Raw genomic sequence first — 18,596 nt, 5'->3', positions numbered from 1 at the left:
GAAGAAGAATGAAAGAGAATCCAAATCCATTAAGCTTTCAGGCAAGAATCAATCCGGACGATTTTCTTCCCGCATCCAATGAGGAAAAACAGAGTCTTGTGATTCTGCGTGAGAGCGTTAGCTTCTGGAAAGATGGTGTGCGCCGTTTCTGCAAAAATAAGATTGCTATGGTCAGTCTGGTCATTGTTGTTATTATCATGCTGTTTTCCTTTGTGGTACCGGCTTTTTATCCGTACAGCTATGAGCAGCAGATCCGTGGCAGTGAGCATCTGGCGCCGATGGAGTATTCTGAGGAGGAGCAGACGCGCATAGACAATGGCGAGCATGTGTTCCCGCATATTCTCGGTACGGATAAGCATGGACGCGACTATGCAATCCGTGTAATGATGGGAAGCCGTGTCTCCCTGATTGTCGGACTTGTGGCGGCAGCGATCATTTTGATTGTCGGTTCTATATTTGGTTCGATTGCAGCCTTTTTTGGCGGGTGGGTCGATATCATTATGATGCGTATTGTTGATATTATTTATACGATTCCTGATATTTTGCTGATTGTGCTGTTATCGTTTGCCTTAAAGGCGCCTCTGGAGCAATTGTCACAGATGCCGGGCTTTGGCTGGATTCAGGTACTTGGACGCAATCTGATCAGTATCTTTATCGTATTTGCCCTGCTTTACTGGGGCGGTATGGCGCGTATGGTGCGAAGCCAGATTCTGACATTGAAAGAAAGTGAATATGTCACAGCAGCCAGAGCGCTCGGTGCATCGAATGCGCGTATCATTAAAAAGCATCTGTTGACAAACTGTATTGGTACGCTGATCGTTACCACGACACTGCAGATTCCGTCCTCTATTTTTACAGAGAGTTTTCTGAGCTTTTTGGGTATTGGCGTTGCAGTGCCGATGCCGTCACTTGGCAGCCTTGCCAGTGATGCGATTAACGGATTTAATACATTTCCATATTTGTTGTTTATCCCGGCAATTTTGATCAGTTTGATTATTCTGAGCTTTAATCTGCTGGGGGACGGTCTGCGCGATGCGTTTGACCCGAAGATGAAAAATTAAGGGAGAAGAGAGCAATGAGTGAATATTTGGTAAACATTGAACATGAGCGTCTCTCCTTCTTTACGCCGGCAGGAGAGGTAAAAGCGCTGAATGATGTATCGCTGCATGTTTCCGAGGGTGAGGTTCTCGGCATCGTAGGGGAGAGTGGTTCCGGAAAATCGGTGACAGCATACTCTCTGATGGGGCTGACCGCACATCCAGGAAAGCTTTTGGGCGGTACGCTTGATTTTAACGGACACAGAATCAATGACATGTCCGAAAAAGAAATGCAGAAGTTGCGCGGCAATGAGGTGGCTATTATTTTCCAAGATCCGATGACGAGTCTCAATCCGGTGTACACAATCGGTAATCAGATTCGCGAGGTTCTGAAGCTTCATACAGATAAAACAAAAAGTGAGATTCAGGCAAGGGCGGTTGAGCTTTTGGAGCTGGTCGGTATCAATGAGCCGGAAAAACGTCTGAAACAGTATCCACATGAGCTTTCCGGTGGTATGCGTCAGAGAGTCATGATAGCAATTGCGCTGGCGTGTGAGCCGAAGCTGTTGATTGCTGATGAGCCTACGACAGCGCTTGATGTGACGATTCAGGCACAGATCCTGGAGCTGATGATGGAGCTGAAGGATAAGCTTGGCATGGCGATCCTGATGATTACACATGATCTGGGAGTCGTTGCGAGTATGTGTGACCACATTGCTGTAATGTATGCGGGCAATATTGTAGAATATGGCACGACTGACGACATTTTCTATGCTCCGAAGCATGAGTATACGAAGGGACTGATCCGCAGTATTCCGCGTATGGACAGCAGAGAGCATGAGCGTCTTATTCCGATTGAGGGAACGCCGGTCGATCTTCTGAATCCGCCGAAGGGGTGCCCGTTTGCTTCGCGCTGTGACAGCTGTATGCAGATCTGCCTGCGTGAGAAGGCGCCGGTTACATTTTTTGGCGATGTGCATTATACCTCATGCTGGATGAATCAGAAGGCCGAGCTGGAAGGAGGAAGTAAGAAATGAGCGAGAAGTTACTCAAAGTAGAACATCTTTACCAGTATTTTCCGGCAGGAGGCTTTGGCAAAAATAAAAAATACGTACAGGCAGTGGATGATGTTTCCTTTTATGTAAATAAAGGAGAGACGCTGGGACTTGTGGGAGAGTCTGGCTGTGGAAAGACGACAACGGGGCGGTCATTGCTCCGACTGTATGAACCAACAAAGGGACGTATTGTTTATGACGGCAAAGTGCTGTTTGACAGCGGTGATGTTCCGATGATGGATGAGGACAGCCATGACATTTTGGAGAATGGCGAGCCGAAGCTTGGTAAAAAGACAGCAGTGGATATGAAACCATACCGTCGGGAAATGCAGATTGTTTTTCAGGATCCGTATGCGAGTCTTGATCCGCGTATGACGGTTGGAGATATCGTCGGTGAGGCGATTGATATTCACCATCTGGCTTCCTCAAAACAGGAGCGATACGAGAAAATCCAGAGACTTTTGGAGTGCGTGGGACTGAATTCGGAGCATGCAAACCGGTATCCGCATGAGTTTTCCGGAGGACAGAGGCAGCGTGTCGGCATTGCGCGGGCGTTGGCAGTTGATCCGAAATTTATTGTCTGCGATGAACCAATCTCAGCTCTGGATGTTTCCATTCAGGCGCAGGTGGTCAATATGTTTGAGGATTTGCAGGCAGAGATGGGTCTTACGTATCTTTTCATTGCACATGATCTTTCTGTTGTGAAGCATATTTCGAATCGCATTGGCGTTATGTATCTTGGAAAGCTGGTAGAACTGGCGGACAGCTATGAATTGATTTTCAACAGCCTGCATCCGTATACGAAGAGCCTGATTTCTGCGATTCCGATTGCAGATCCTAAGATTGCAAGAGCAAATAAACGTATTGTTCTGAAGGGAGATGTGCCCAGTCCTCTGAATCCGCCGTCAGGCTGCCGCTTCCGTACAAGATGTCCTTATGCGACGGAGCAGTGTGCGGCAGAGGTACCAAAGTGGCGTGAGGTCAGTAAAGGACATTTTGCGGCATGTCACAACCTTGAGAAGGTTAATTAAGGTATATGCAGACAGATTTTATTATTTTTATTTTACGATGTGTCACAGCAAAAGTGCTGTTCACATAAAAATTTCAACCTTATAAGGAGGATATGATGAAGAAGAAAGTAATCAGTATGTTGCTTGCAGCAGTGATGACCGTATCCATGGTAAGTGGAACTGTAATGACAGCAGGGGCAGAAGAAGGAGAAGGAAAACAGCTTTCCGTTCAGATTGGTCCTGACCCGGAAACGATTGATCCGGCTCTGAACAGTGCTGTAGATGGTGGAAATATGATCCTGCATGCATTTGAGTGTCTTCTGACGATTGATCAGGACGGACAGATTGCACCAGGACAGGCAGAGACATGGGAGACTTCTGAGGATGGTCTTACCTGGACCTTCCATCTTCGTGACGGACTGAAATGGTCTGATGGCAGCGATCTGACAGCAAATGATTTTGTTTACAGCTGGAGACGTGTATGCGATCCGGAAGTTGCAGCTCCGTACGCAGAGACAGTTCTCGGCATGGTAGTAGGCTATGCAGAGGCAATGGACGGCGATCTGGAAGCGCTTGGCGTGACAGCCATTGATGATAAGACACTTGAGGTAAAGCTGACAGCTCCGTGTACCTTCTTTGACAGCCTGGCAGCATTCGCTACACTCAGCCCGGTTCAGGAAGCAACCGTAGAGGCAAATGGCGATGCATGGGCAATTGAGCCGGAAACCTACATTGGCAACGGACCGTTCATGATTACAGAATGGGTGCCGGGTTCTCATATTATCATGAGCAAAAACCCGAACTACTGGAACGCAGATGCAGTGAAGCTTGGAAGCATCAAATGGAATCTGATTGAGGATGCAAATGCTTCCTATAGCGCATACCAGAGCGGCGAAGTTCTTATGATCAAAGATGTTCCGACTGAGGAAATCCCGAGCCTTGAGGGCAATGAAGAATTCCATGTAGAGCCGATCATCGGTACTTATTATATTTCTTACAATACACAGGTAGAGCCGTTTGACAATGCACTTGTACGTAAAGCTCTGAACCTGGCAATCGACAGAGAGTATGTTGCCAATACTCTGATGCAGGGAACGTATTCACCGGCAACGAACTTCGTTGGCGGCGGCTGGAAAGATACAGACGGCAGCGACTTCTCAGCAAATGCGAATGGAGGCGCTCCGTATATGACTGCAACAGCTGATATTGATGGCGCTCTTGCAGCTCTTGCAGAAGCAGGTTATCCAAATGGAGAAGGACTTCCGGTTCTTCATTACACTACAAATGATACCAGCTATCACAAACCGGTTGCAGAGTACCTGCAGCAGGCATGGAAAGAGATCGGCGTTACACTTGAGGTTGAAATCGTTGAGTGGTCAAGCTTCACACCGATGCGTCGTAACGGCGAATTTGAGATCGCACGTAACGGCTGGGTAGGAGACTATGACGATCCGTCCAACATACTGGATCTGCTTTACTCCAGCAATGGAAACAACGATGGAAAATATACAAGCGCAGACTTTGATGCAGCTATGGACGTTTCCCGTACAACAATTGATCCGGCAGAGCGTTCCGCAGCACTTCATGAGGCAGAGGACATTCTGATTGCAGACGCAGCATGCTGTCCGCTGGCATACTACAATGACTTCTGGCTGCAGAGCAGCAAGATCACAGGAATGTGGCACTCTGCATACGGATACTGGCATTTCATGTACGCTGATATTGTAGAATAATTTTTCTATCAGCAGACAAAAACAGGCGAGCTACAAGAGGCGATACGGATTTTTCCGTATCGCCTCTTTCGTGTCATGAGAAACATACGGGTCATGAAACAGGCTCTTTTATTTTTCTCAGATAGACAGATTTGAAAAAGAATAGTATGCTATAAAAGAATGGATTGTATATAGTTTAAAATGTGCGGAAGAATTTATAAAAAACACTTTGCCGCACAGATAGGAGGCAAAAAGAATGAGCAATAAAATACCAGATCGTCTGACAGCACTTCGTGCTTTGATGAAGGAACATGGCGTGGATGCTTATCTGGTTCTGACGGATGATTTTCATGCATCGGAATATGTGGGAGAACATTTTAAATGCAGAGCATATATGACAGGATTTACAGGGTCAGCCGGAACACTTCTGGTTACGCACGATATGGCTGGGCTGTGGACAGACGGACGCTATTTTATTCAGGCAGAACAGCAGCTTATTGGAAGCGGTGTGACACTTTTCCGAATGCGGGAGCCGGGGGTGCCAAGTATTCATGAATTTCTAAAGGGAAATCTGAAAAATGGACAGTGTCTGGGCTTTGACGGGCGGACTGTGAGTGCCCGGGAGGCAGCTGAACTTTCCAATGGACTTGCAGAAAAGAATATCCGGATTCAGGATGACAAAGACCTGGTAGGCGAGATTTGGAAGGAACGGCCGGCGCTGTCCTGTGAACCGGTACACGAGCTTGATATCAGATGGACCGGAAAGACAAGGGCGGAGAAATGTCACGAGATCCGGCAGAAGATGCAGGAGAAGCATGCAGATGTTTTTTTGCTGGCCTCCCTGGATGACATTGCGTGGCTATTGAATATCCGTGGCGGAGATATTCTGTGTAATCCGGTAGTACTTTCGTTTGTCGCTATAACGCAGGATGAAATTTTTCTGTTTGCAAATGAAAAAGCATTTTCAGCAGAAGTAAAAGCGGCTCTTTTAAAGGACGGAGTGACGTTGCATCCTTATGAGGAAGTTTATGCTTATGCCTCATGTATTGAAAAAGGGAAACGTGTTCTGCTGTGCAGCGAAAAAGTAAACAGTCGGTTGACCGGTAGTATCCCAGATGGAGCGGAGATTCTCGATGAGGAAAATCTGACGCTGTTGCCGAAATCAATGAAAACTCCGGTTGAAGTAGAAAATGAGAAAATTGCCCATATCAAAGATGGCGTTGCAGTTACAAAATTTATTTACTGGTTAAAACAGAACGTTGGAAAGATTCCAATTACGGAGCTGTCAGCGGCAGACTATCTGAACAAATTGCGTGCACAGCAGGAGCATTTTATGGGAAACAGCTTTGAACCAATTGTATCATTTGGGCCGCATGCAGCGATGAACCACTATTCGGCAACACCGGAGACAGATGTGCCGATTGAGAAACAGGGATTTCTGCTGGCAGATACAGGCGGGCAGTATCTTGAGGGCACGACAGATATCACAAGGACGATCGTGATGGGGGAAGTGACGCAGGAACAGAAGAAAATGTTTACAGCAGTTCTGCGCGGGACCTTGAATCTGGCGGCGGCAAAGTTCCGTTATGGCTGTACTGGGCTGAACCTGGATATTCTGGCACGTGGACCGCTCTGGGATATGGCAGAGGATTTTAATCATGGAACTGGCCATGGTGTTGGTTATTATCTGAATGTGCATGAAGGACCGAATGGTTTTCGGTGGAGGGTATTATCCGATCGGAGCGAAAATGCAGTGCTAGAAGAGGGGATGATTACCTCGGATGAGCCGGGCTACTATGTGGAAGGGGAATACGGTATCCGCCATGAGAATATGATTGTCTGCAAAAAAGCGGAGCAGAACAGGTTCGGGCAATTTATGTGCTTTGAACATCTGACGATGGTTCCGTTTGATCTGGAAGCAGTAATTCCGGAACAAATGAGCTTCCGGGAGCGGGGACTTTTAAATGCGTATCATGCACAGGTATATGAGAAGCTATCTCCATATCTGAACGAAGAAGAACGCGCGTGGCTGAAAGAAGCCACAAGAGAGATATAAAGTTTGCTCAGCAGACTCAAGTGTTATAAAAACAGAGGGCGTACACACATAATTTTTGTGTGTACGCCCTCTGTTTTTATATTGCAGAATGCTTGCTGCATGGGAATTTTATTTTGAAGCATTTTTATTGTAGATGATCATAAGTCCTTTGAGAAGAAGACGGTCATCAATGAGTATTTTTCGCTTACAGTATGGAATGATGGTTTTGGCGAGTCCACCCGTCGAAATAATGGTGCACGTTTCGCCGAGTTCTTCTTCAATTCTTTCAATCGTGCCGTCAATACTGGAAGCTGTGCTGTAAATAATTCCGCTTCGCATGCAGTCTATCGTGTTGGAGCCAATTACGCGTTTGGGAGGGTCCAGACTGATTTTTGGAAGCTGCGACGTACGCATTGTCAGGGAATCCAAAGAGACGCGGAGGCCCGGGATGATCATACCACCGAGAAAATTTTTGTTTCTGTCCACGACAGAAATGGTGGTGGCAGTACCCATATCAACTACGATCAGTGGACAGGGATAGTCATGTATTGCAGCAACTGCGTCGGCTACGCGGTCACTGCCAAGCTGCGCGGGATTGTCCAGCAGGATTTTCAGTCCGGTCCGGATTCCGGGGCCAACGACCATAACCGGTTTGCCGGTCAGCCGGGACATAGCATCCTGTACGGTGTGAGTCACAGAGGGAACTACTGACGAAATTATGCCGCCCTCGAACGAGTGGTGGCTCAGGCCGTTCAGTTCCAGAATGTTTTTGATTAAGATCGTGTATTCCAGCGTGGTCTGGTTTTGATTTGTGGACAATCGTTCTATAAAAAGAATTTTTTCATCTTCAAAACATCCGAGCACAATATTTGAATTTCCGATGTCAACTGCGAGAATCATGGGTTCCTCCTTTGATATAACTGCGGTTTCCGATCAGACATGCATTTTCTGTGAAACTGACGGAACAAAATGCGCTTTGTACAGGGCCATGGCAACGGCACCGGTAATAAGCGTGGAAGATATCATTTCGCACACTGCGTTGATTCCGACAAATCCGCAGATAAACAGAATGATATTTTTTCCGCCGATCAGACCCTGAAGATATTCTGTATTGCCAAACAGAAGTACCAGGGCGCTCATAAATAAGGCAGTATTTAAAAATGCAGAACAGAAACCTGTAACGAAACTGGCAATCGATATATTAGTGATTTTTCTCATTCCCCGGAATATGTATCCAAGCAGAAGCCCGTCAAGAAACCGCGGAACAAAGCGCTGGATAAAGGCGAGAACAGGATTGATTTCAAACAAAATCACACCCATGGCGCTGGTTCCACCGACGCCGATGCATTGCAGGAAGCTGGTAAGGCCGAATACACCTCCGGTAATTGCACCTCCGACGGGCCCGAGTGTGATCGCAGCGATTGCGATAGGTATGACATTGAAAGTGATAGCCAGAGGCCCAATGTTCAGATAACCAAGTGGGGTGTAGGCCATAAGCAAGAGAATTGCGGTCATAAGGCCAAGAATGACGAGTTGCGATGTGTTGAATTTTGTGTTTGTTTTCATAGATTTTCCTCCTTGTTATTATTCCCTCAGGAAGAATGACGGTATATGCAGACAGAGAAATACAAAAGGCCAAAGCAGAAAATACAACAGGTTCCCGTCCATTTGGTACAGTCCCCAAACAGTGCACGTTCGCCAGGGATGTGTGCTAAGCAGACACTGACTTCGGTTCACCGCGTGTTTTCCTGCGCAGACATTTCAATAATTCCTGTACTACACTGAGCAATCCATTCTTCAGTTGGGATACAATACAATTACAGTGGCAGTATACCATGTCTTTTTTTTGAAAACAATACGGAAAGAATAAAAAGAGGCGTGCACGGTAAGAAAAACAATTCCTATTTTTAAATTGTAAATATTATATATAAAAAGATATTATTAAAATTAAAAAGAGGTTGAATATAAAAATAATAAGTGATATAATAAGAAAAAGAATCGATTCTATAATTCTAAAAATCTAAGAGGATAAATCTGTCCGTTCAGTCATATTTAATGGACAAATTCCAGAGTACCGAGAAAGAAAAATAAAAAGAAATAAGCAAAAGAGAAGAGGACGATTTTGTAGCTGTTTGCCTGTGTTGCTTGAAAGTTCCCTTTTAGAATGTTTTACAATTACCTGTATTTTTATTTTGTGAAAGAGAGGTCATAATTTGAGAGAAAAAAACAGATTCAGAAAATTTATAGCAGCATTTCTTGCAGGAATGGCGCTGATATCAAGTGTGTTGCCGCCAGTGGCAGCCAGTTCTATAGAGCAAACAAAGAATGAGGCAGACGAGGCGGAACCATTAGAAAGAGTGGAAGGTTCGGAGAAAGCGGAAACGTCACAAAGGGGTGAAGGTTTAGAGAGCGCAGGAATGTCAGAAAGCATGGAGGAATTAGAAGAGCCGGAAACGTTTGAAAAAGTAGAGGAATCAGAGGAGCCGGAAACATTTGAACGAGTAGAGACACCAAAAGAGTCAGAAACGTCAGAAGAAGTAAACGTACCGGTGATACCAGGAATATCGGAAGGGCCGGGAGGACAAGAACCGAAGGCACCGATGGAAACAGAGGATTTGGAAGCAAATGAAACGGAGGAAGAGACGGAAACAAAAAAAGAGATAGAAACACAAAAGGAGACGCAAGGCGATCTGTTTTTAAATGAAGGAGAATCAGAAATAAATACAGAATTTGGAGATAGAATGGAAAATGAATCAGAGGTTGAGCCCAAAACGGAGCAGGAAGCTGAGACAGAGAACGTGGAACATGGCGATTATCAGGTAAAGATTGTGGAAGGAGAGGAATTTCATATCCGTTTAAATCATAGCGATGGCCGATATGATGCCGGTGAAATCGTAGAATTTACGGCAAATGTACCTGGACTGGCAGCGGTAAACACGACCATGGTAGAAGCCAATCAGAAGGGTGATACGGCTGATCTTCTGTATTCAGAAGTAACGTATTGCCCGGATAACAGTAAGTTTCGCTTTCAGATGCCGGCTGATGACGTACAGTTAGGCGTTGCGGTTGATGCGGCGGAGAACGGTATGATGCCGCTTTTGGCAGGGGACCCGTGGGATGAAATGACAGATATTGAAGCAGATACATACTATTATTATTCAGATGGCAGGTTGCATCCGTTTCATTCTGTTATGGGAGAAGGAGGGAATGATTCCTACAAATATGTACGTTATAAAGTTTCAGGAAAAACCTATACGGTAAATGCATACTGTATGCAGCATTCAATGCAGTCGCCACCAAGCGGGACGACATATAAGAGTATGGTTGAGCTGAAGGAAGGCGGTGATGACAAATATCTCCGAAAAGCTCTTTTTTACGGGTATGGGGGACCGGGATGGGGCCATACATTCAAGGGAAATAATATTAAAACGATCATGGAAGAAGCAGGCTGTACCTCTGAGATGCAAGTGATGCAGCATTATCTCGTGGATTATTTGTATGATGGAGAAGCAGGTTTTGGCGGGGCTCTTTCGGACAAGGCTAAACATATGCTTAGGGAGATAAAAGCTGCGCTTGCAAAAATGCCAGATCCAACGGAAATGCAGCTATTGCCCGGACTTTCTGTGGCAGCATCCGGAAGAGATACGGAAACATTTATCTGGAAGGCGGATGAAGCCTTTACAATTACACTGGACCTGGAAAAGGGCGTCAATCTGGTCAATGAAACGACAGGGGAGACTGCTTCCGGTAAAGTGACCGTAAAAGGTGGGGAACGTTTTCATTTGGTGGCTGTCACAGATGAGATCGGAGCTTTAAATGGGAAATATACGATTACTTCTAATTATCCGTTGGATTTTCATGCGATGCTTTTAAAACTGCAAAAATCTCAGGATATTAGTTTTGGATATTATACGGATTCTTCAGATATTGAACTGTTGGTCGAATGGCCGGAACCAAAATACAGTCTGGCAATTTATAAAGAAGGCGAAAATCTAACGGGAGCTGAAGGAGCGGAAGAAGGGGTGACGTTTCTTTATGAAAACGCGAGGCAAAAAGGCGCCGTATATAACGTATATGCAGGAGAAGATATAAAAAGCGGGGATGGTACCGTTCAATATTCAAAAGGGAGTCTGGTAAAGGAAGGTTTGGTTACGGGGGAGGACGGAAGTGTTATTCTGAGTGATCTTTATCCGGGCACTTATGTGGTGACAGAGACAAAAGCGCCGGACAATCTGGTTTGCAACAGAGTGTCTGAGACAATTATTATCGGCCGCGAAGAGGAGCAGACAGAACATGAACTGCATACGCTTACCGTTCAGAATGAGAGACAAAAAGCAGTTGTTATTGCTGTAAAACAAGATGAAACAACAAAAAATCCCCTTTCGGGTGGCAGTTACGGTCTCTATGCGGCGGAGGATATCCGGAATGCAGAAGGTGAGGTGATCGTCGGAAGGGATACGCTACTCGAAAAGGCAGTTACAGACGCAGAAGGGAGGGCCGTTTTTCAGGCAGATCTTCCCATCAATTACAGTTATTATGTAAGAGAAATACAGGCGCCTAATCTGTATCTGCGCGATGGCGATCGTAACTATGTTTTTGACTTCCGGTATAGCAATGATAATCAGGAAATCGTAGAATTTGTGCATACATTTAAAAATAAACGTACAGAAGCCGCAATTAAACTGGTAAAAAAGGATCGGGAGACCGGAGCAGAATCACAGGGAGAAGCCATATTAACGGGGGCTGTCTACGGACTTTATGCGCGGGAGGATATCGTGCATCCGGACGGCAGGAGCGGCGTTCTTTACCGTGCAGGCGAACAGATTGCAGCCCTTACCATTGATGAAAACCAAAGCGCGGAAATCCGGAGTTTGTATCTGGGAAAATATTACGTTAAAGAAATCAGCGCTCCGGCAGGGTACCTTCTGGACAGCCAGGAATATGATGTGTATTGTGATTATGAAGGGGATCAGATCAATACAGTGGAGCGGACCATAGAAGTACCAGAGCAGGTAATCAAGCAACCATTCCAGGTGATTAAAGCTGCCAATAACGGAAAAACGGATGCAGATTTGTTGGAGGGGGTTGGTTTCCGCGCATATTTAAAACGCAGCCTTACGGTAAAAACGGATGGAAGCTATGATTTTACATCTGCCAAACCGGTTGTACTGACTGAGGACGGGAAGACCGAGATGTTTACTGATAAAAACGGGTATGCCTGTTCTGTCGCGCTGCCTTATGGAACGTATGTTGTAAGGGAAACGACGACTCCGCATAATTATAAGCCAGTAAAAGACTTTGTTGTATCAATCCGGGAACATCATCCGGATGAGCCACAGGCATGGAGAGTCTTGCTGGACGATGAATTTGAAGCGAAGCTGAAAATTGTGAAGAAAGACAGTGGGACAAAGAAGCCAATACTGGCAGCTGGCACAGAGTTTAAAATATATGATACAGTACATCAAAAATATGTGGAGCAGAGCACTACATATCCGAATCTCGTGACACACAGATCTTATGTTACAGACAGCGAGGGATGTCTGATTTTGCCGGAACCGTTAAAAATCGGTCGCTATCGGATAGAAGAAGTGACGGCTCCGGAAGGGTATACGCTCAGTGATGCATTTGTGGAGATTGAGGTGGACTCGGATACTGCCTATCAGATTGATCACGTCAGCGGCGATGTGGTGATAGAAGCAGAGTATGAAAATGACTCTGTAAGAGGTGAACTAGTTCTTGGTAAAAGAGGCAGTGTGCTTACTGATTATAATGGGGATTTTGTTTACGAGGATATAGATTTGGAAGGTACTGAATTTGATATTTATGCGGGTGAAAATATCTATACCCCGGATTTCCAGAAAGGAGAAGACGGCAATCGGCTTTTGCTTTATGCAGAGGGGACGTTGGTAGCGACTGTTTCGACGAATGCATACGGCAAAGCAATGGTTTCCGATCTGCCGCTTGGAAGATATCAAGTTGTAGAGACAAAGGCGCCGGAGGGATTTGTGTTGCAGAAAGCCCCTGTTATGGTTGATTTATTGTATGATGGTCCGTATACGCCTGTTGTTAAGAAGGAGATAGCGATTAAAAACGACAGGCAGAAAGTGAAGTTGACGGTAGAAAAACAAAGTGTAGAAAGTGGAGCTGCTATTGCAGGCGCAGTGTTTGGCATTTATAACAAGGAGGATATCAAAGCAGGGGAAAGAATCCTTGTGAAAGCAGATACACTGCTTCAGGAGATCACATCCGATGAAAAAGGACTTGCAGTTTGTACGCTTGATCTGCCATTGGGACGATATTATGTAAAGGAGCTGAAAGCGCCGGAAGGCTTTGTTTCTTCGGAAGAGATACTTGAGTTTGACGCTACTTATCAGGGACAGGAAACGGAGAGCGTTGAATTAAAAGCAAGAAAGACTAATCATGCCACAAAGGTGAGAGTCAGAAAAACAGACCTTACCGGAGAGCTTGAAGTTCCGGGAGCAAAGCTGACGATTTTTGATGAACAGAATCAGGTGGTGGAGAGCTGGATTTCTGAAGAGAACCCGCACGATGTGGAGCAGCTTCCCGTCGGAACGTATATCCTTCGAGAGGAACAGGCTCCAAAAGGCTATGCGATCGGTTCGGAACTCTCTTTTCATGTGCTTAACACAGAAGAAATACAGACAGTTTCCATGAAAAATGAGACGGTGAGAGGAAAAGTGATCATTCATAAACTCGATCAGGATACGAAAAAGCCTTTAAAAGGAGTAGAATTTGAGCTATCGGATGAGGAAGGCAATATTCTGGAAACGTTGATAACAGACAAAGACGGCTATGCCGAAAGTGTTCTTTATGAGATTGCAGCCTTTCAAAACGGTATATATGAGAAAGATAGAATATATGAGCTGGTGGAAACAAAAACAGCAGATGGCTATGAGTTGGACAAGACCAGACATAAAGTAGTGTTTCCCTATCAGAATGATACGACCGCAGTTGTTGAATTACAATTGGAATTGACAAACAAAAGGGAAACTGTGAAAAGAGAATCTGAAACTTCGGATAAAGGAAATCATGAGGAGGCACCAAAGACCGGAGATACCACAAATATATTATTTTGGGCACTGCTTCTGATGGGATCGTGCGCTTGTATTTCAGCAATCTGGCTGGGAAGAAAACGAAAAGGCCGGCGTGTATAAGGACGATACGGTATTTGCTATTGTGAATGTAGTGAAGCGTAGCTGGTATTTTAAGGAAAAGAGGTTTTCTTTCCCGGTATGATTGTATTTTAAAGAAAAATCCGCTATACTGGAGCGTGTTTGTAAAATCGTATTTTGATATGCTTCGGGAACAACAGGGTTGTATACCAATATAAAGCAGAGTAGAAAGAATGCAAAAGTGAACAGCAGCAGAAAGGAATGATAGAATGCTGAGAGGGAAAACCATAATTCTGGGTGTGACGGGCAGTATCGCAGCTTATAAGGCTGCGAATCTGGCAAGTATGATAAAAAAGCAGCATGCAGATGTGCATGTGATCATGACAAAAAATGCGACGCAGTTTATCAGTCCGATTACATTCGAATCACTGACCGGAAATAAATGTCTTGTAGATACATTTGACCGGAATTTTCAGTTTCAGGTAGAGCATGTGGAGTTGGCGAAACGGGCAGATTTTGCGGTTGTGGCTCCGGCGACAGCAAATGTAATGGCAAAGCTTGCACATGGGCTGGCAGATGATATGCTGACGACAACGCTGCTCGCATGTAAATGTCCGAAGATGATTGTACCGGCTATGAATACGCGTATGTATGAAAATCCAGTGACACAGGACAATCAAAAGGTCCTGGAACAGTATGGCTGGCAGGTGGTCGAGCCGGAAGTAGGGCATCTGGCATGCGGCGATACGGGGCGCGGGAAGTTTCCGGATGAGCATCTGATCCTGGAACACATTTTGAATCAGATTCGATTTGAGAAGGATATGGAGGGACTGCGGGTCCTGGTTACTGCGGGGCCGACGATGGAAGCGATCGACCCGGTGCGTTTTATTTCCAATCACTCGACCGGAAAGATGGGGTATGCCATTGCTAGAATCTGCTGTCAAAGGGGAGCGGAGGTTACGCTTGTCAGTGGAAGGACAAATCTGAAAGCACCGGCAGGCGTTACATTTGTTTCTGTATGTTCTGCACAGGACATGTTTGATGAGGTGACAGCGCGGGCAGGGCAGCAGGATATGATTATCAAGGCGGCGGCTGTGGCGGATTACCGTCCGGAAGTAATTGCTGATCAGAAATTGAAAAAGAAAGATGGAGAGTTAAGCATTGCTCTCACAAGAACCAGGGACATTCTTGCATGGCTGGGCGAGCATAAAAGTGAGCAGCAGGTGTTATGCGGATTTGCGATGGAGACGGAACAAATGGTTGCGCATGCAAAAGAAAAGCTGTTGAAAAAGAGACTTGATCTGATTGCTGCCAATAATGTCAAAGTGGCAGGTGCCGGTTTTGGAACAGATACAAATGTTGTGACTCTGATTACAGAGCAGGACATATGTGAGCTGGAGCTAATGAGCAAGGAAGATGTTGCGGTTCGGCTGACCGATGAGCTTTTGAAAATATATAAAAAGAAATCATGAGAATGTGTAAGAGGAGAAAACAGATATGAAATGTTACGAAACTGTGTGGGAGATTTTTAATAAGTGTGCCAATAACCAGATGCGGGACGTGTTTATTGAAGAACTGGAAATTGAGGATATTGACGCTTTCTTACGGGAAAAATTTAAGGGGAAAGAGGTTACATTTGATAAAACTGTGCAGCCGGACGGTACGATTGTGTACGACATTCTGGCATCTGGCATTAAAGAACGGTATTCTTTTACTGAAATCTGAGAGGAGAAAGCAGACACATGGATTTGATTGTAAAGGCGCTCGAAGAACAGCAGATAAATCCGGGACTTTTAAATGCAATCCGGGAGTTTCGTCAGAGGTACCCGGTAGAGGAAAGGCTCAAAGAGCGTGTTAATGTGCCGTTGCTACCATTTTTTGGGCGGGAAACGTTTGAAATGGCGGCAGCAGCATTATTGCAGGGCGAAAATATTCTGCTGACCGGCACAAAAGCCACCGGGAAAAATATGCTTGCTGAAAATCTGGCTTATGTGTTTGGCCGTCCGTCCTGGAACATTTCGTTCCATGTCAATATGGACAGCAGCGCCCTGATCGGAACAGACACGTTTCAGCAAAACGAAGTGCGGCTTCGTACCGGACCTGTGTATGATTGTGCAGTTGGGGGCGGCTTTGGTATTTTTGATGAAATCAATATGGCAAAAAATGACGCGGTATCCGTGCTTCATGCTACTCTGGATTATCGCAGGATTCTTGATGTGCCGGGGTATGAAAAAATAGAGCTTCATGAAGCAACACGTTTTATCGGTACCATGAATTATGGCTATGCGGGAACAAGAGAGCTGAATGAAGCTTTGGTGTCTCGCTTTCTTGTGATCGAGATGCCAGCTTTGACGGAAGATACGCTGGTTCGGATTCTGAACAGTTTGTTTCCGACTTTAAAGAAGGAAGGATTGAAACAGGTCTGCGGGCTTTTTCTTGACTTGCAGACAAAGGCGAATAACAATGAGATTTCCACAAAGCCACTTGATTTGCGGGGACTGATTGGCGCACTGCGGACCGTGCAGGCAGGGCTGTCGCCGCGACTTGCTATACGTATGGGAATTGTAAATAAAAGTTTTGATCTGTTTGAGCGGGAACTGGTAGAAGATATTGTTATGACCCGGATTCCTGAGCAGTGGACACCGGCAGATATTTTTGAATAATAAGACGATCTCTACGAGATTTCGATTTGTTATAAAACATGTATGCGAATACAGGGTAGTTATCAAAAGAGAAAGGCGGTAGCAGAACCTTGGATTTTTTGTATGACCGGGAAGCCGGTGTATTGCTGGCAGAAGCAGAGAATAGAATACGAAATTTGATGTGGACGGTCAGCGGGGATTATGCGCTTGATGTGAAGCTGGATCTGGCGTCTTTTTCACGATCAAAATATATCTCTATGTACGACGCAGTAAAGCAGGGGGCTTTTGCACGTTTTTTTGACCGTGGGGAGCTTTCTATGTATCTGGTGAAAAAGGTATATTATGGAGCGGATGAGCAATCCCTTACGGATCTTGCGCAGCTTTGTGTAGACGCAGCTTCGTATCAGAAGGTAGTGGCAGAACGGCCGGGTGTTCCAGAAATTCGGCAAAAGGCTTTTTCCGATCTTCTGGATGATTCGTTTCAGAGAATGAGCGCTTCTTTGCCCGGAAGGTTAAAGATCGTTTTATTGCGCGGCAGTGTGACTGGAGATTGGAGCTGCGAACAGACGTTAAAAATGGCAGTGCAAAGGATCAAAGGGCTGGAGCAGGCGGACAACACGATGGAGATTATTCAGGCTGTCGATGAGCTGTATAATACTCTGATTGATAGAAGCTTTGTGCGCAAACATGGTGATTTACAGCATGTGTTGGATGTGACTCTGGAGGAATTGCGGGAGTTTGACTGGGGCGATTTTCTGGAAGAAGAACTGACAGAGGATTTGCTGGAACAATATCTGAGCAGAATGGACAGGCAGGTGGTTTCGCTTGAGGAGGAGCGTGACGAGAAAGAGAAGCAAAACTCGAAAACAGGGCTGAAGGTTACAAGAATCACAGAAGAAGCGGCTGCAAAGATGTATTCCTATATTGAGCTGAATTACGGCCGGTCTTATTTGGCGAAGGAAGAACAAAAAAGACAGAATGAAAGGCTGTGCCGTGGGGCTCACGCAGATTGCAGTTTATATTTTACGGATGGTATCCTGCAAAATCCGGTTCTTTCTAATGCGCAGTATGTGAATGCCAGACGCCATGCAGAGAAAAACAAAGTTGCATTTCGCAACAACCAGAATATGCTTGCACGAAATATAGAACGTCTTACAGATGAGTTGAAACGTTCGCTGGTTCGCAGGAGTGAGCCGGAAGATCGTATGGCATGGTCGGGTGAGATTGTTCCGCGGCTTTTGTGGAAAGTGGGAAGAAAAGAAGATTCAGGAAAGCTGTTTCGCAAAACAGAATGCCGGAACCGTACAGAATTTGTAGTGGATATCTTGATGGATGCGAGCGGGTCTCAAAGGGAAAGGCAATCTCAGGTTGCGCTTCAGGCTTTTATCATCAGCGAATCGCTGAGTAACAATCAGATTCCACATCGGATTATGAGCTTTTGCAGTTTCTGGGATTATACAATTTTGCAGCGGTTTCGGGAATACGATGCGCCGCGTGAGGAAAACCTGCGGATTATGGATTACGTGACTTCTTCAAACAACCGTGACGGTCTTGCGATCCGTGCAGTCGGAGACAGCCTGTTACAACGAAGCGAGGAGGGAAAAATTCTGATTGTTTTGAGCGATGGAAAGCCAAACGATGTCATTGTGGGACGGCCGAATTGCAGGAATCCAAAGCCGTACTTTGGAGAGTATGCGTTGAAAGATACTGCGTTTGAAATACGCAGGCTGCGCAGCAATGGAGTCTGTGTGCTTGGCGTCTTTACAGGAAAGGAAAAAGATCTGCTGGCTGAAAAAAAGATTTTCGGCAGGGATTTTGCCTATATTCGGAACATACAGAATTTTTCCAGGGTTGTGGGGCAATATCTGAGAAAAGTGCTGGAAGAAGACAGCGCAAATTTCTGACAACCGTCCGGAAAGAAACCTCTTGCATGATGTGTATATTTGGTATAGAATGGATGAAATGTGTACAG

12 protein-coding genes are annotated in these 18,596 nt (G+C 45.5%); 10 read left to right on the top strand and 2 right to left on the bottom strand.

Features of this window, described 5'->3' with window-relative positions; translation table 11 throughout:
* Nucleotides 1-8 precede the first annotated feature (8 nt).
* The 5 genes from AC6I2O_RS01850 to AC6I2O_RS01830 all read left to right on the top strand — a co-directional run bounded on the left by AC6I2O_RS01850 (nt 9) and on the right by AC6I2O_RS01830 (nt 6,870).
* Entirely contained in the window at nt 9-1,061 is a 1,053-nt protein-coding gene (locus AC6I2O_RS01850; RefSeq protein ID WP_120393576.1) for an ABC transporter permease, read from the top strand.
* A gap of 14 nt (nt 1,062-1,075) precedes the next feature.
* Nucleotides 1,076-2,074: an ABC transporter ATP-binding protein gene (locus tag AC6I2O_RS01845; protein ID WP_120393575.1), complete on the top strand. Its 999-nt coding sequence runs from the start codon at nt 1,076-1,078 to the stop codon at nt 2,072-2,074.
* A complete protein-coding gene (locus AC6I2O_RS01840; RefSeq protein ID WP_120393574.1) occupies nt 2,071-3,123 on the top strand; it encodes an ABC transporter ATP-binding protein in 1,053 nt (350 codons plus the stop codon). Before AC6I2O_RS01845 ends, AC6I2O_RS01840 begins: the two co-directional genes overlap by 4 nt.
* A gap of 95 nt (nt 3,124-3,218) precedes the next feature.
* Complete coding sequence (locus AC6I2O_RS01835; RefSeq protein ID WP_497741622.1) at nt 3,219-4,835, top strand: peptide ABC transporter substrate-binding protein; 1,617 nt, start codon at nt 3,219-3,221, stop codon at nt 4,833-4,835.
* Between the two features lie 235 nt (nt 4,836-5,070).
* Nucleotides 5,071-6,870 carry an aminopeptidase P family protein gene (locus AC6I2O_RS01830; protein ID WP_497741621.1) on the top strand — a complete coding sequence of 600 codons (1,800 nt, stop codon included), beginning with the start codon at nt 5,071-5,073 and terminating at the stop codon, nt 6,868-6,870.
* Between the two features lie 108 nt (nt 6,871-6,978).
* On the opposite strand, the gene AC6I2O_RS01825 is transcribed toward AC6I2O_RS01830, so the two are convergent.
* Nucleotides 6,979-7,749: a type III pantothenate kinase gene (locus AC6I2O_RS01825; RefSeq protein WP_120393571.1), complete on the bottom strand. Its 771-nt coding sequence runs from the start codon at nt 7,747-7,749 to the stop codon at nt 6,979-6,981.
* A gap of 33 nt (nt 7,750-7,782) precedes the next feature.
* Nucleotides 7,783-8,415 carry an ECF transporter S component gene (locus tag AC6I2O_RS01820; RefSeq protein ID WP_497741620.1) on the bottom strand — a complete coding sequence of 211 codons (633 nt, stop codon included), beginning with the start codon at nt 8,413-8,415 and terminating at the stop codon, nt 7,783-7,785.
* Nucleotides 8,416-9,062: 647 nt separating this feature from the next.
* Between AC6I2O_RS01820 and AC6I2O_RS01815 the strand changes: the two genes are divergently transcribed.
* The 5 genes from AC6I2O_RS01815 (at nt 9,063) to AC6I2O_RS01795 (ending at nt 18,528) form a co-directional block, all read left to right on the top strand.
* Nucleotides 9,063-14,024 (top strand): SpaA isopeptide-forming pilin-related protein, encoded by a 4,962-nt coding sequence (locus AC6I2O_RS01815; RefSeq protein WP_497741619.1) that lies wholly within the window; start codon nt 9,063-9,065, stop codon nt 14,022-14,024.
* Between the two features lie 227 nt (nt 14,025-14,251).
* Entirely contained in the window at nt 14,252-15,454 is a 1,203-nt protein-coding gene (coaBC, locus tag AC6I2O_RS01810) for a bifunctional phosphopantothenoylcysteine decarboxylase/phosphopantothenate--cysteine ligase CoaBC (RefSeq protein WP_120393569.1), read from the top strand.
* Between the two features lie 25 nt (nt 15,455-15,479).
* Complete coding sequence (locus tag AC6I2O_RS01805; RefSeq protein ID WP_120393568.1) at nt 15,480-15,707, top strand: hypothetical protein; 228 nt, start codon at nt 15,480-15,482, stop codon at nt 15,705-15,707.
* Between the two features lie 17 nt (nt 15,708-15,724).
* Nucleotides 15,725-16,645, top strand: a complete 921-nt coding sequence (locus tag AC6I2O_RS01800; RefSeq protein ID WP_120393567.1) for an AAA family ATPase — start codon at nt 15,725-15,727, stop codon at nt 16,643-16,645.
* Between the two features lie 89 nt (nt 16,646-16,734).
* Complete coding sequence (locus AC6I2O_RS01795) at nt 16,735-18,528, top strand: vWA domain-containing protein (RefSeq protein ID WP_497741618.1); 1,794 nt, start codon at nt 16,735-16,737, stop codon at nt 18,526-18,528.
* Nucleotides 18,529-18,596 lie beyond the last annotated feature (68 nt).

This window comes from Blautia sp. St.27G3 (genome assembly GCF_059728505.1).
Note: the sequence above shows the minus strand (reverse complement) of the source record. Positions and strands in the feature narration are given on the sequence as shown.

What these genes read in the sequence shown, in the direction of transcription:
- AC6I2O_RS01850 (WP_120393576.1), top strand. Translation starts at nt 9, where the DNA reads ATGAAAGAGAATCCAAATCCATTAAGCTTTCAGGCAAGAATCAATCCG.
- AC6I2O_RS01845 (WP_120393575.1), top strand. Translation starts at nt 1,076, where the DNA reads ATGAGTGAATATTTGGTAAACATTGAACATGAGCGTCTCTCCTTCTTT.
- AC6I2O_RS01840 (WP_120393574.1), top strand. Translation starts at nt 2,071, where the DNA reads ATGAGCGAGAAGTTACTCAAAGTAGAACATCTTTACCAGTATTTTCCG.
- AC6I2O_RS01835 (WP_497741622.1), top strand. Translation starts at nt 3,219, where the DNA reads ATGAAGAAGAAAGTAATCAGTATGTTGCTTGCAGCAGTGATGACCGTA.
- AC6I2O_RS01830 (WP_497741621.1), top strand. Translation starts at nt 5,071, where the DNA reads ATGAGCAATAAAATACCAGATCGTCTGACAGCACTTCGTGCTTTGATG.
- AC6I2O_RS01825 (WP_120393571.1), bottom strand. Translation starts at nt 7,749, where the DNA reads ATGATTCTCGCAGTTGACATCGGAAATTCAAATATTGTGCTCGGATGT.
- AC6I2O_RS01820 (WP_497741620.1), bottom strand. Translation starts at nt 8,415, where the DNA reads ATGAAAACAAACACAAAATTCAACACATCGCAACTCGTCATTCTTGGC.
- coaBC (WP_120393569.1), top strand. Translation starts at nt 14,252, where the DNA reads ATGCTGAGAGGGAAAACCATAATTCTGGGTGTGACGGGCAGTATCGCA.
- AC6I2O_RS01805 (WP_120393568.1), top strand. Translation starts at nt 15,480, where the DNA reads ATGAAATGTTACGAAACTGTGTGGGAGATTTTTAATAAGTGTGCCAAT.
- AC6I2O_RS01800 (WP_120393567.1), top strand. Translation starts at nt 15,725, where the DNA reads ATGGATTTGATTGTAAAGGCGCTCGAAGAACAGCAGATAAATCCGGGA.